Annotated in this window: 12 protein-coding genes and 1 pseudogene; 11 read left to right on the top strand and 2 right to left on the bottom strand. The window is 70.6% G+C overall.

The window, feature by feature from the left end; genetic code table 11:
- The first annotated feature begins 8 nt into the window (after positions 1 to 8).
- From tkt to DJ021_RS04695, 6 genes are all read left to right on the top strand, one after another.
- Complete coding sequence (gene tkt / locus DJ021_RS04720; RefSeq protein WP_111456445.1) at positions 9 to 1,982, top strand: transketolase; 1,974 nt, start codon at positions 9 to 11, stop codon at positions 1,980 to 1,982.
- Between the two features lie 5 nt (positions 1,983 to 1,987).
- Complete coding sequence (gene purT / locus DJ021_RS04715) at positions 1,988 to 3,187, top strand: formate-dependent phosphoribosylglycinamide formyltransferase (RefSeq protein WP_111456444.1); 1,200 nt, start codon at positions 1,988 to 1,990, stop codon at positions 3,185 to 3,187.
- A 175-nt stretch (positions 3,188 to 3,362) separates the two neighbouring features.
- Positions 3,363 to 4,373 carry a type I glyceraldehyde-3-phosphate dehydrogenase gene (gene gap / locus DJ021_RS04710; RefSeq protein ID WP_111458976.1) on the top strand — a complete coding sequence of 337 codons (1,011 nt, stop codon included), beginning with the start codon at positions 3,363 to 3,365 and terminating at the stop codon, positions 4,371 to 4,373.
- Between the two features lie 7 nt (positions 4,374 to 4,380).
- Entirely contained in the window at positions 4,381 to 5,571 is a 1,191-nt protein-coding gene (locus DJ021_RS04705; RefSeq protein ID WP_111456443.1) for a phosphoglycerate kinase, read from the top strand.
- A 22-nt stretch (positions 5,572 to 5,593) separates the two neighbouring features.
- Positions 5,594 to 6,679: a class II fructose-bisphosphate aldolase gene (fba, locus tag DJ021_RS04700; RefSeq protein ID WP_111456442.1), complete on the top strand. Its 1,086-nt coding sequence runs from the start codon at positions 5,594 to 5,596 to the stop codon at positions 6,677 to 6,679.
- 58 nt (positions 6,680 to 6,737) lie between these two features.
- Complete coding sequence (locus tag DJ021_RS04695) at positions 6,738 to 6,986, top strand: hypothetical protein (RefSeq protein ID WP_111456441.1); 249 nt, start codon at positions 6,738 to 6,740, stop codon at positions 6,984 to 6,986.
- 4 nt (positions 6,987 to 6,990) lie between these two features.
- Here the strand turns inward: DJ021_RS04695 and DJ021_RS04690 are convergent.
- Positions 6,991 to 8,662, bottom strand: a pseudogene (locus DJ021_RS04690) (MFS transporter).
- 54 nt (positions 8,663 to 8,716) lie between these two features.
- Positions 8,717 to 9,271 carry a TspO/MBR family protein gene (locus DJ021_RS04685; RefSeq protein ID WP_111456439.1) on the bottom strand — a complete coding sequence of 185 codons (555 nt, stop codon included), beginning with the start codon at positions 9,269 to 9,271 and terminating at the stop codon, positions 8,717 to 8,719.
- A 166-nt stretch (positions 9,272 to 9,437) separates the two neighbouring features.
- Here DJ021_RS04685 and DJ021_RS04680 point away from each other — a divergent pair, with 166 nt between their 5' ends.
- From DJ021_RS04680 to DJ021_RS04660, 5 genes are all read left to right on the top strand, one after another.
- Entirely contained in the window at positions 9,438 to 10,850 is a 1,413-nt protein-coding gene (locus DJ021_RS04680; RefSeq protein WP_111456438.1) for a cytochrome ubiquinol oxidase subunit I, read from the top strand.
- Positions 10,847 to 11,872 carry a cytochrome d ubiquinol oxidase subunit II gene (gene cydB / locus DJ021_RS04675; protein ID WP_111456437.1) on the top strand — a complete coding sequence of 342 codons (1,026 nt, stop codon included), beginning with the start codon at positions 10,847 to 10,849 and terminating at the stop codon, positions 11,870 to 11,872. The genes DJ021_RS04680 and cydB overlap by 4 nt, the downstream gene beginning before the upstream one ends.
- Positions 11,856 to 12,002, top strand: a complete 147-nt coding sequence (locus DJ021_RS04670) for a DUF2474 domain-containing protein (RefSeq protein WP_111456436.1) — start codon at positions 11,856 to 11,858, stop codon at positions 12,000 to 12,002. The genes cydB and DJ021_RS04670 overlap by 17 nt, the downstream gene beginning before the upstream one ends.
- Positions 12,003 to 12,018: 16 nt before the next feature.
- Positions 12,019 to 12,669: a thiamine phosphate synthase gene (thiE, locus tag DJ021_RS04665; protein WP_111456435.1), complete on the top strand. Its 651-nt coding sequence runs from the start codon at positions 12,019 to 12,021 to the stop codon at positions 12,667 to 12,669.
- A 71-nt stretch (positions 12,670 to 12,740) separates the two neighbouring features.
- Positions 12,741 to 13,535, top strand: a complete 795-nt coding sequence (locus tag DJ021_RS04660) for an inositol monophosphatase family protein (protein ID WP_111456434.1) — start codon at positions 12,741 to 12,743, stop codon at positions 13,533 to 13,535.
- Positions 13,536 to 13,568 lie beyond the last annotated feature (33 nt).

Genomic DNA, 13,568 nt, shown 5'->3' with positions numbered 1-13,568 from the left:
GGACCCTGATGCCTGCCCCTTTGAAGACCATGGCCGACGCCATCCGCGTGCTTTCCATGGACGCCGTCGAACAGGCCAACTCCGGGCACCCCGGCATGCCCATGGGCATGGCCGACGTGGCGACGGTGCTGTGGACCAGGTTCATGAAGTACGACGCCGCGCGGCCCGACTGGGCCGACCGCGACCGCTTCGTGCTGTCGGCGGGCCACGGCTCGATGCTGCTCTACAGCCTGCTGCACCTGAGCGGCGGCAAGGCGGTGAGCCTCGACCAGATCCGCAACTTCCGGCAGCTCGGCTCCAATACCCCGGGCCACCCGGAGTGGGGCCACACCCCGGGCGTGGAGACCACCACCGGCCCGCTCGGCCAGGGCCTGGCCACCGCCGTCGGCATGGCGATCGCCGAGCGCCACCTGGCGGCGCGGTTCGGCGCCGACCTGGTGGACCACCGCACCTGGGTGCTGGCCGGCGACGGCTGCCTGATGGAGGGCGTCAGCCACGAGGCGATCAGCCTGGCGGGACGGCTGAAGCTCTCGCGGCTGTGCGTGCTCTGGGACGACAACCGCATCACCATCGACGGCGCGGTCGGCCTGTCCGACGCCACCGACCAGGTGGCCCGCTTCAAGGCCGCCGGCTGGGCGGTCAAGGCCATCGACGGCCATGACGTCGGCCAGATCCGCCGGGCGTTCGCCTGGGCGGTGCGCCAGGACAAGCCGACGCTGATCGCCTGCCGCACCACCATCGGCAAGGGCTCGCCCAACTTCGAGGGCACCCACGACGTGCACGGCAAGGCGCTAGGCAAGGCCGAGGTGGTCGCCACCCGCGAGGCCCTCGGCTGGCCGCATGACCCCTTCGTGGTGCCGGACGAGGTCTACCGCCCCTGGCGCGCCGCCGGCCGCCGCGGCCGCAAGGAGCTGAAGGCCTGGGAGGCCCGCCTCGCCGCTTCGCCGCAGAAGGCCGAGTTCGAACGGGCCGTCGCCGGCGAGCTGCCCAAGCACGCCTTCGCCCGGCTGGACCAGTTCATCGCCGAGGCCGAGACCAAGGCGCCGGCCGCCGCCACCCGCCAGCACTCCGGCGCGGTGCTGGAGACCATCTTCGGCGAGATCCCCGACCTGGTCGGCGGCTCCGCCGACCTCACCGGCTCCAACAACACCTACGTCAAGAACACCCCGATCCTGGACGCGCCGGACTACTCGGGCCGCTATGTGAACTACGGCGTGCGCGAATTCGGCATGGCCGCGGCGATGAACGGCATGGCCCTGCACGGTGGGACGATCCCCTACGGCGGCACGTTCCTGGTGTTCACCGACTACAGCCGCCCGGCGATCCGGCTGGCGGCCCTGATGGGCGTCCGCGTGGTCCACGTCGGCACCCACGACTCCATCGGCCTCGGCGAAGACGGTCCGACCCACCAGCCGGTGGAGCACTTGGCCGCCCTGCGCGCCATGCCCAACCTCAACGTCTTCCGCCCGGCCGATGCGGTGGAGGTCGCCGAGTGCTGGAAGCTGGCGCTGGAGGCCAAGCGCACCCCCTCGGTCATGGCCCTGTCGCGCCAGAAGGTGCCCGCGGTGCGCACCACCGTCGCCGGCGAGAACCTCTCCGCCCGCGGCGCCTACCAGCTGGCCGCCGCCAGCCTCCCGGCCCAGGTGACGATCTTCGCCTCCGGCTCGGAAGTCTCCATCGCCATGGCCGCCCGCGCGCTGCTGGAAGCCGACGGCGTCGGGGCGCGGGTGGTCTCGACCCCGTCGTGGGAGCTGTTCGCGGCCCAGCCTGAGGACTATCGCGCCGCGGTCATCGGCGAGACCGAGGTCCGGGTCGCCGTCGAAGCCGGCGTCCGCATGGGCTGGGACCGCTTCATCGGCGCGGACGGGATCTTCGTGGGCATGGAGAGCTTCGGCGCCAGCGCCCCGGCCGAGGTCCTCTACGAGCACTTCGGCATCACCGCCCAGGCGGTGGCCTCGGCCGCCAAGCTCAAGCTGGACTGACGCCCATGCGCCTCGGCACGCCGCTCTCGCCCACCGCCGTGAAGGTGATGCTGCTGGGCTCCGGCGAGCTCGGCAAGGAGGTGGCGATCGAGCTGCAGCGGCTGGGCTGCGAGGTGATCGCCGTCGACCGCTACGCCGACGCCCCGGCCATGCAGGTGGCGCACCGCAGCCACGTCATCGCCATGACCGACGCGGCCGCCCTGCGCGCCGTCGTCGAGGCCGAGCGGCCGCACCTGATCGTGCCGGAGATCGAGGCCATCGCCACCGACGAGCTGGTGCGGATCGAGGCCGAGGGGCTGGCGACCGTGATCCCGACGGCCCGCGCCACCCAGCTGACCATGAACCGCGAGGGCATCCGCCGCCTCGCCGCCGAACAGCTGCAGTTGCCCACCAGCGCCTACGCCTTCGCCTCCTCGGAGGCCGAACTGGCCAGGGCGGCGGCCGAAGTGACCGGCTTCCCCTGTTTCGTGAAGCCGGTGATGTCCTCCTCGGGCAAGGGCCAGTCCTACGTCGAGCGCCCTGAGCAGATCGCCGAGGCCTGGCGCTACGCCCTGGAAGGCGGCCGGGTCGAACAGCCGCGGGTGATCGTCGAGGGCCGGGTCGAGTTCGACTTCGAGATCACCCAGCTCACGGTGCGCTCGCGCGCGGCCGACGGCGGGATCGTCACCAGCTTCTGCGCGCCGATCGGCCACCGGCAGGTGAAGGGCGACTATGTGGAGAGCTGGCAGCCGCAGGCCATGAGCCCGACGGCGCTGGAGCGCGCCCGGCGGATCGCCGGCCAGGTGACCGCCGAGCTCGGCGGCCTCGGCCTGTTCGGCGTCGAGCTGTTCGTGAAGGGCGACGAGGTGCTGTTTTCCGAGGTCAGCCCGCGGCCGCACGACACCGGCCTGGTGACGCTGGTCACCCAGCACCAGAGCGAGTTCGCCCTGCACGCCCGCGCCATCCTCGGCTTGCCGGTGGACGCCGGCCTGCGCGAGCCGGGCGCCAGCGCGGTGATCTACGGCGGCCTCGAGGCGCGCGCGATCGCCTTCGAGGGCGTCGCCGAGGCGCTCGCCGTGCCCGGCGCGGACCTGCGGCTGTTCGGCAAGCCGGAGAGCTTCGCGCGCCGGCGCATGGGCGTCGCCCTGGCCCGCGGCGCCGACGTCGACGAGGCCCGGGGACGGGCGCGGGATGCGGCGGCGAGGGTGCGGCCGGTCGCCGGCTGAAAAGGCCGGGAACAAGCGCGGCCTTGGGGAGTTTCGGCCGGCGCGGGCCACGCCCGTCACATTCCATTGCCAAGCTTGACCGGGCCAGGGGTTGACTTGGCGACCCTCGCCCTAAAAAAACGCCTCGCAAATCAAGCGCTAGGTGTTCCTGCCGCGCCAGAAGGAGAACCCGCCCATGCCCGTTCGCGTCGCCATCAACGGTTTCGGCCGCATCGGCAGGCTGGTCCTGCGCTCGATCGTCGAACACGCGCGCCGCGACATCGAGGTGGTGGCGATCAACGACCTGGGCTCGGTGGAGACCAACGCCCACCTGCTGCGCTACGACAGCGTGCACGGCCGCTTCCCCGGCACGGTCACCACCGGCGAAGACTGGATCGATGTCGGGCTGGGTAAGATCAAGGTCACCGCGATCCGCAATCCGGCCGAGCTGCCGCACGCCGCGCTGAACGTCGACATCGCGCTGGAGTGCACCGGCCTGTTCACCAGCCGCGAGAAGGCCGCCGACCACCTGAAGGCCGGCGCCAAGCGGGTGATCGTCTCGGCCCCCGCCGACGGCGTCGACAAGACCATCGTCTATGGGGTCAACCACGAGACCCTGACCAAGGACGACCTGGTCATCTCCAACGCCTCGTGCACCACCAACTGCCTGGCGCCGGTGGCGCGCGTGCTGCAGGACCTCTGCGGGATCGAGCGTGGCTACATGACCACGATCCACTCCTACACCGGCGACCAGCCGACCCTGGACACCCTGCACAAGGACCTCTACCGCGCCCGCGCCGCGGCGATGTCGATGATCCCGACATCCACCGGCGCGGCCAAGGCGCTGGGCCTGGTGATCCCGGAGCTGAAGGGCAAGCTGGACGGCTCGTCGATCCGGGTGCCGACCCCGAACGTCTCGGTGGTCGACCTGACCTTCGTGCCCGGCCGCGGCGTGACCGTGGAGGAGATCAACGCCGCCATGGAGGCCGCCGCCGCCAAGGGGCCGCTGAAGGGCATCCTGGCGGTGACCAAGGACCCGCTGGTGTCCATCGACTTCAACCACATCGCCGCCTCCTCGACCCTCGCCCTGCCGCAGACGCAGATGATCGACGGCGGGCTCGGCCGGGTGCTCTCCTGGTACGACAACGAGTGGGGCTTCTCGACGCGGATGAGCGACACCGCCGTCGCGTTGGCGAAGCTGATCTGATCGCCCGATGAGATTCAGGACCCTCGACGAGGCCGAACTGGCGGGCAAGCGCGCCCTGGTTCGGGTGGACTTCAACGTGCCCATGGAGGACGGCAGGGTCACCGACGACACCCGTCTTCGCGCCGCCCTGCCGACCATCGGGAAGCTGCGCGCGGGCGGGGCCAAGGTCATCCTGCTCGCCCACTTCGACCGGCCGAAGGGCAAGCGCGTGCCGGAGATGAGCCTCAGGCCGATCGTCGAGCCGCTCGCCAGGCTGCTCGCCGCGCCGGTGGCCTTCGCCGAGGACGGCATCGGCCCGGTGGCTGAGAGCGCCGTGAACGCCATGGCGCCCTGCGACGTGCTGCTGCTGGAGAACGTCCGCTTCCACCCGGGCGAGGAAACGAACGACCCCGAGTTCGCCAAGGCCCTGGCCGCCAACGGCGACCTCTACGTCAACGACGCCTTCTCCGCCTCGCACCGCGCGCACGCCTCCACCGAGGGCGTGGCGCACCTGCTGCCCGCCTACGCCGGCGAGCAGATGCGGCTGGAGCTGACGGCGCTCGACAAGGCGCTGGGCCATCCGGAGCGACCGGTGATGGGCATCGTCGGCGGCTCGAAGGTGTCCACCAAGCTCGACCTCCTGCGCAACCTGGTCACCCGGCTCGACAAGCTGGCGATCGGCGGCGGGATGGCCAACACCTTCCTCTACGCCCAGGGCCACGACGTCGGCGCCTCCTACTGCGAGAAGGACCTGGCGGACACCGCGCGGGAGATCATCCGCCTGGCCGGCCAGAACAACTGCAAGCTCTTCCTGCCGATCGACATCGTGGTGGCCGAGAAGCTGGTCCCCGGCGCCGCCGCCCGCGTCCGCGGCGTCGGCGAGGTGGACGAGGACGAGCGGATCCTCGACGCCGGCCCGGAAACCACCGAGCGCCTCTGCCGCGCGCTGGCCAACAGCAAGACCCTGATCTGGAACGGACCGCTCGGCGTCTTCGAGGTGAAACCCTTCGACCGCGCAACCGTTGAGACAGCGCGATGCGCAGCCCAGCTGGTCAAAGACGGCAGGCTGGTGGCGGTCGCCGGTGGTGGTGATACGGTGGCGGCCCTCAACGCGGCCGGCGTGACGGAAGATTTCACCTTCGTCTCGACCGCCGGCGGGGCGTTCTTGGAATGGATGGAAGGCAAGGAGCTGCCAGGGGTGGCGGCCCTGGCCCGATAAAGGATTAGGCGGGGACTAGGCGATGGCCAGGATCACACTACGACAGCTTCTCGATCACGCCGCCGAGCAGGGCTACGGCGTGCCCGCGTTCAACATCAACAACATGGAGCAGGGGCTGGCGATCCTGGAAGCCGCCGACGCGGTCGACGCGCCGGTGATCATCCAGGCCAGCCGCGGGGCGCGCTCCTACGCCAACGACATCGTGCTCAAGGGGCTGATCGACTCCCTGTGCGAGATGTATCCGCACATCCCGATCTGCATGCACCAGGACCACGGGAACAACGAGGCGACCTGCGCCACCGCGATCCAGTACGGCTTCACCAGCGTGATGATGGACGGCTCGCTGAAGGCCGACGCCAAGACCCCGGCCGACTACGACTACAACGTCCGCGTCACCCGCAGCGTCGTCGACATGGCCCACTGGGTGGGCGCCAGCGTCGAGGGCGAGCTCGGCGTGCTGGGCAGCCTCGAGACCGGCATGGGCGAGAAGGAGGACGGCCACGGCTTCGAAGGCAAGCTCGGCCACGACCAGCTGCTCACCGATCCCGACCAGGCCGTGGACTTCGTGAAGGCCACCGAGGTCGACGCCCTGGCCATCGCCATGGGCACCAGCCACGGCGCCTACAAGTTCACCCGCAAGCCGGACGGCGACGTCCTGGCGATGAACGTGATCGAGGAGATCCACCGCCGGCTGCCCAACACCCACCTGGTGATGCACGGCTCCTCCTCGGTGCCGCAGGACCTGCAGGACATCATCAACCAGTACGGCGGCGAGATGCCCCAGACCTGGGGCGTGCCGGTGGAGGAGATCCAGCGCGGCATCAAGCACGGCGTGCGCAAGATCAACATCGACACCGACAACCGCATGGCGATGACCGGCGCGATCCGGAAGGTGTTCGCCGAGAACCCCGCCGAATTCGACCCGCGCAAGTACCTGAAGCCGGCCATGGACGCGATGCGCGCGATCTGCCGCCAGCGCTTCGAGGAGTTCGGGACCACCGGCTGGGCCAGCAAGATCAAGCCGGTCCCGATGTCGGCCATGGCCAAGCGCTACGCCTCCGGCGAACTGGCCCCGAAGATCGGCATCACCCGCCAGGCCGCCGAATAGGCCAGGGTCGCCAGGCCTTGCCGTAGGAACCGTGGCCCGCGCCGGTCATTGATCGGCCATGCGCAAGCACGCTCTGGTTCTCAGCCTGGCCTTCCTCGGGCTCGCGGCGTTCGCGGTGTTCGCCGGCTGGGCCTTCTTCGAGGGCTCGAAGCTCGGCGGCGGATGGCGCAGCCTGGGCCCGATCTGGCCCTATGTGGCCGGCGGCCTGCTGGTGGTCGGCGCGCTCACCGGCTTCCTGATGTGGCTGGCCTTCTACTCCGCCAACCACGGCTACGACGACCGCTTTGATCCCGACGACCAGCGCTGAGGGCTCAGGCCTCGATCGAGGCGCCGCGCATCTCCTTCACGAGCAGCAGGCCGACCACGAACGTGACGGTGGCGATCACCACCGGATACCAGAGGCCGTAGTAGATGTTGCCCGTGGCGGCGACCATGGCGAAGGCGGTGGTGGGCAGGAAGCCGCCGAACCAGCCGTTGCCGATGTGGTAGGGCAGGCTCATCGAGGTGTAGCGGATCCGCGCCGGGAACATCTCCACCAGCGCCGCGGCGATCGGGCCGTAGACCATGGTCACGTAGAGCACCAGCAGCCACAGCAGGGCCACCACCAGCGGCTTGTTCATGGTCGCCGGATCGGCCTTGGCGGGATAGCCGGCGGCGGTCAGCGCGTCGCCCAGCGTCTTGGTCCAGTCGGCCTTGCGGGCCTTGAGCTCCGGGGCCGGCAGCCCCGCGCCCCTGAAGCTGGAGATCTGCGTCGGCCCGATCCGCACCACGGCCGTCGCGCCGGGCGGCGCGGCCTGGTTGGCGTAGGAGACGCCGGCGTTGGCCAGGGCCGACTTCGCCAGGTCGCATGAGGAGGCGAACACCTGCTTGCCCACCGGGTCGAACTGGAAGGTGCAGTCCGCCGGATCGGCCACCAGCGTCACCGGCGCGCTGGCGCTGGCCGCGGCCAGCTGCGGATTGGCCGCCGCCGTCAGCGCCTTGAAGATCGGGAAGTAGGTCAGCGCGGCCAGCAGGCAGCCGGCCAGGATGATCGGCTTGCGGCCGATCTTGTCGGACAGCCAGCCGAACACCAGGAAGAACGGCGTCGCGAGCAGCAGGGCTGTCGCCACCAGCCCGTTGGTCAGCGCCCCGTCGACCCGCAGCGTCTTCTCCAGGAAGAACAGGGCGTAGAACTGGCCGGTGTACCAGACCACCGCCTGGCCGGCGGTGAGGCCGAACAGCGCCAGCAGCACCAGCTTCAGGTTGGGCCAGCGGGCGAAGCTCTCGGTCAGCGGCCGGGTCGAGCCCTTGCCCTCGGCGACCATCCGCTGGAACACCGGGCTCTCGTTCAGCCGCAGCCGGATCCACAGCGAGACGCCGAGCAGGACGATGGAGACCAGGAAGGGGATGCGCCAGGCCCAGGCCTTGAAGGCCTCCTCGCCCACCTGGCCGCGGACCAGCAGGATCACCACCAGGCTGAGGAACAGGCCGAGCGTCGCGGTGGTCTGGATCCAGCTGGTGTAGAGGCCGCGCTTGCCGGGCGGCGCGTGCTCGGCGACGTAGGTGGCGGCGCCGCCGTACTCGCCCCCGAGCGCCAGGCCCTGGATCAGCCGCATGACGATCAGCAGCACCGGCGCGGCCACCCCGATCTGGTCGTAGCCCGGCAGCAGGCCGACCACGAAGGTGGACAGCCCCATCAGCATCATCGTCACCAGGAAGGTGTTCTTGCGGCCCCACAGGTCGCCCAGCCGCCCGAACACCAGGGCTCCGAACGGCCGCACCGCGAAGCCGGCGGCGAAGGCCAGCAGGGCGAAGATGTAGCCGGTGGTGGCGTTGACCCCGGAGAAGAAGTGCTGGGTGATGAAGCTCGCCAGCGAGCCGTACAGGTAGAAGTCGTACCACTCGAACACCGTGCCCGCGGAGGCCCCGGCGATCACCAGCCGGTCGCCGCCCGCGCGCGTCCGCACTCCGTCCGTCAACGTCGCCATCGCCCCGCTCCCACAGGCTTATGTTCTTGGCGTGGAGCCTAGGGGCGCCGCGCGGAGCGTGGCAATGGTCCTAGTGGAGCGTCGCGGCCGTCGCGTTCCGGCGCCATAGCTCCTCGGACAGCACGTTGGCGAAGCCGATCCAGCCGACATAGGGGGCCACCATGTTCGCGGCCGGGGGATCGACCCGCCGGGCGCGCCACACATAGGCGCCGGCGGTGCCCAGCGAAGCCACCGCCGTGGTCAGCTGGCCGCCCAGCCGGCGGGGCCCGAGCGCCATCCACACCGCGTTCAGCCCCTGCACCACGCCCCAGAGGGTCAGGGCCTGGGTGCGGGCCGCGCTTTTCGGCGCGTTCCAGATGCGCAGGCCCGACAGCGTCAGCGCCATGAACAGCGGCGGCCAGATCAGCGAGAACACCGCCCGCGGCGGCTTCGACGAGGGCTCCTCCAGCTCCTCGTAGTCGGAGTAGACCTCCGGGTTGTCGGTGGCGGGGGCGTAGATCCGGGCGATGGCCGCGGAGGCCAGCACGGCGCCGGCGGTCAGGCCAAGGCCCACCAGGATGTGCCGCGTCGAACGTCCGCGGCTGTTGGCGAGGCTGTCGACGGCCTCGCGCACGCTGGCTTGCATTCCTCGCCTCCCGCGATCATTCCCGTCGTGCAAATCCCCGGACCATCCGCTTGGTTCCGGCACAGCTTGTTGCGCCGTGACCGGTCGGCGCCCGACCCGCGACCGGAATGTCGCAAACGTCGACCGCCTCCGCCAGGTGTTCTACAGTCGGACGGGAGGCTGCGACATGGAACTCGACGCGCTTTTGTTATCGCGGCTGCAGTTCGCCTTCACGATCGCGTTCCACATCATCTTTCCAAGCTTCACCATTGGTCTCGCCAGCTACCTGGCGGTGCTCGAAGGGCTCTGGCTGAGCACCGGGAAAGAGGCGTTCAAAACCCTTTATCTGTTCTGGATCAAGATCTTCGCCATCTCCTTCGGCATGGGCGTCGTCACCGGCGTGGTGATCTCCTACGAGATCGGCACCAACTGGAGCGTCTATGCGGCGACCGTCGCCCCGGTCATCGGGCCGCTGTTCGCCTTCGAGGTGCTGACCGCCTTCTTCCTCGAGGCGAGCTTCCTGGGCGTGATGCTGTTCGGCTGGCGCAAGGTCGGGCCGCGGCTGCACTTCACCGCCACCGCCCTGGTGGCGGTCGGCACCGTCATCTCCGCCTTCTGGATCATCTCGGCCAACAGCTGGATGCAATCGCCCAGCGGCTACGTCCGCCTGGCGGACGGCGCGCTGCGGGCGGTGAACTGGATGCAGGTGATCTTCTCGCCGAGCTTTGCGCCGCGCTTCGTCCACATGGTGCTGGCGGCCTATCTCACCACCTCGCTGGTGGTCGGCGCGGCCTCGGCCTGGCGGCTGCTGAAGACCCCGCAGGAGGCGGAATCTCGCATCGCCCTGAAGATGGCGATCGGCATGTTCGCCGTCGTCGCGCCGCTGCAGCTGCTGGTCGGCGACGCCTCCGGCAAGATGCTGCTCCACGTACAGCCCGCCAAGCTCGCGGCCATCGAGGCGTTCTGGGAGACCCGCGCCGGGCAGGCCTTCCACATCGTCGCCTGGCCGGATCGGGCGCGGGCGGGCAACCGCTGGGAAATCTCCATCCCCAAGCTCGGCAGCTTCATCACCGCCGGCCGCATGGACGCCGAGATCAAGGGGCTGAAAGCCTTCGCGCCGCGGGACCGGCCGCCGGTGTTCATCGTCTTCTGGGCGTTCCGGGTGATGGTCGGCCTGGGGCTGGCGATGATCGGCCTGGGCCTGTGGGGCGCGTGGCTGATCTGGCGCACCGCGGGGCCTGAGCATTCCCGATGGTTCCTGCGCGCCTGCGTGGCCATGGGCCCGGCGGGCTTCGTGTCGGTGGTGGCCGGCTGGACCGTGGCCGAGGTCGGTCGCCAGCCCTACGTGGTCTACGGCCTGGTGCGCACCGCCGACGCCGTCTCACCGGTCGGGGCGGGCCCGGTCTCGGCCTCGCTGCTGGCGTTCATGATCGTCTACGCGACCATCTTCGGCGCCGGCGTGCTCTACATCTTCCGCCTGATCGCCGACGGACCGCAGGCCCGGGCGGAGCCCGACGCCGCCGCGCCGGCCAAGCCGCGCCCGCCGGGCTACGCCCTCGGCGCGGCCCCGGACGAGCCGGACCCGGAGGCTCTGCCATGACCCTCGACCTGCCGCTGATCTGGGCCGGCATCATCGCGGTCGCGGTCCTGATGTACGTGCTGCTGGACGGTTTCGACCTGGGGATCGGCATCCTGTTCCCGTTCGCCGGCTCGCCGCACGAGCGCGACGTGATGATGGACACCGTCGCGCCCATCTGGGACGGCAACGAGACCTGGCTGGTGCTGGGGGGCGCCGGCCTGTTCGCGGCCTTCCCGTTCGCCTACGCGGCCATCCTGCCGGCCCTCTACGCGCCGATCCTGCTGATGCTGATGGCGCTGATCTTCCGCGGCGTGGCGTTCGAGTTCCGGTTGCGGGGACGCCGGCGCGGCAAGCGGTTCTGGACCGCCGCCTTCGCCGGCGGCTCGTTCACGGCGACGGTGGCGCAGGGGCTGGTGCTCGGCGGCTTTATCCAGGGCGTGACCCTGCGCGGCGGCCAGTTCGCCGGCGGGACCTTCGACTGGCTGACGCCCTACAGCCTGCTGGTCGCCGCGGGCCTGGTGGCGGGCTACGCCCTGCTCGGCGCCTGCTGGCTGGTGCTGAAGACCGAGGACGCCCTGCATGGCCGCGCCCGGCGCTGGGCCGCGATGGCCGCGGCCGCCACCGCCGTCCTGCTGGCGGCGGTCAGCCTCGCCACCCTGCTGCGGCTGCCGCGGGTGGCGGCGCGCTGGGGCTTCGAAGGCGGAGCCGTCGACCTGGGCCGGCTCGCGACGCTTTCGCCGATCCCGCTTCTGGGCCTGGTCGGCCTGGGGCTGGTGGCGCTCGGTCTCCGCCGCCAGGCCCACCGCATGCCCTTCGTCGGCGCCTACCTGGTCTTCCTCTCCGGCTACCTCGGCCTGGCGGCGGGGTTCTTCCCCAACATCGTGCCCTACGCGATGACCTTCCGGCAGGCGGCCAACGCCGACAATGCGCTGGCCCTGCTGCTGCTGGGCGCGGCCATCCTGCTGCCGGCGATCCTCGGCTACACGGTGTGGGTCTACTGGCTGTTCCGCGGCAAGGTGGGGGCCGATGCGGGCTATCATTGAGCCGCCGCCCGAGCCGGGCGCGCCCCTGGCCCCGCTCTGGAAGCGGCTGGCGTGGTTCGCCGCGCTGTCGCTGGGCGCCGCCTTCGGGACCGCCGCCGTCGCCTACCTCTTGAAGGCGATGCTCCGATGATGCTCTACGGCGCGGGATGGTCACGCCCCTTTGCCGCCTCTACCTGATCACCCCGCCCAGGCTCGACGACCTGGCCGCGTTCGGCCGTGTGCTCGCCCAGGCGCTCGACGCCGGCGATGTCGCCGCCCTGCAGATCCGGCTGAAGGAGGTCCCCGACGAGGTGGTCGCCGCCGCGGTCGATGCGCTGGCGCCCATCGCCCAGGCCCGCGAGGTGGCGGTGATCCTCAACGACCGCCCCGACCTCGCCGCCAGCCTCGGCTGCGACGGGGTGCACATCGGCCAGGACGACGGCTCCTACGCCGAGGCCCGCCGGCTGGTGGGCAAGGACCGGATGGTCGGCGTCACCTGCCACGACAGCCGCCACCTGGCCATGGAGGCCGCCGAGGCCGGCGCCGACTACGTGGCCTTCGGGGCCTTCTTCCCCACCGCCACCAAGGAAGCCCCCACCCACGCCGAGCCGGAGATCCTGACCATCTGGCAGGAGACCATGCAGGTGCCCTGCGTGGCGATCGGCGGGATCACCGTCGAGACCGCGCGCGGGATCGCCAAGGCGGGGGCGGACTTCGTGGCGGTTTCGGCCGGCGTCTGGTCTTATGGCGAGGGTCCGGCGGCGGCGGCGAAGGCGCTGAACGCCGAGATCGCGGCCGGCGTCGCGGAGCGCGGCTGACCGTCAGCTTGCCTTAAGAGGGTGCGACCACTAGGTTCCGCGCCCGAATTCCCGAGAAAGCAGCCTCACAAGTGTCCACCCAATCGGCTCTGCTGAAGGTCATGTCCGACGCCGCCCGCAAGGCGGCGCGCGGCCTCAACCGCGACTTCGGGGAGCTGGCCGAGCTGCAGGTCGCCAAGAAGGCGCCGGCCGATTTCGTCTCCGCCGCCGACCTGAAGGCCGAGCAGACCATCTTCGAGATGCTGACTAAGGCCCGTCCCGGCTACGGCTTCCTGGGCGAAGAGCGCGGCATGATCGAGGGCACCGACAAGACCCACACCTGGCTCGTCGACCCGCTGGACGGCACCACCAACTTCCTGCACGCCATCCCGCACTTCGCCATCAACATCGCCCTGCAACGCGAAGGCGCGGTGGTCGCCGCGGTGACCTACAACCCGGTCACCAACGAGCTGTTCTGGGCCGAGAAGGGCAAGGGCTGCTTCGTCAACGACAAGCGGCTGCGGGTCGCGGCGCGGACGCGGATGGACGAGTCGGTGCTGGCCACCGGCATCCCCTTCCTGGGCCACGGCCAGCACGCCACCTTCCTGAAGGAGCTGCACCAGGTCAGCCAGCGGGTGGCCGGCGTCCGCCGCTTCGGCTCCGCGGCGCTGGATCTCGCCTGGGTCGCGGCCGGCCGCTACGACGGCTACTGGGAGCGCGACCTGCAGAGCTGGGACATCGCGGCCGGGATCCTGCTGGTCACCGAGGCCGGCGGCAAGGTCACCGACGCCGAGGGCCAGGTCGACCCGCTGGTCACCGGCTCGATCTGCGCCGCCAACCTCGAGATCCATCCGCAGCTGATCGAGCGCCTGCGCGCGGCCAAATAGGCAGACGGCCATCGGACTAGCTAAGGTGGGGCC

This window comes from Phenylobacterium hankyongense, assembly GCF_003254505.1.
Taxonomy (GTDB): Bacteria; Pseudomonadota; Alphaproteobacteria; order Caulobacterales; family Caulobacteraceae; genus Phenylobacterium; species Phenylobacterium hankyongense.
This window is presented reverse-complemented; position numbering and strand designations above follow the sequence as displayed.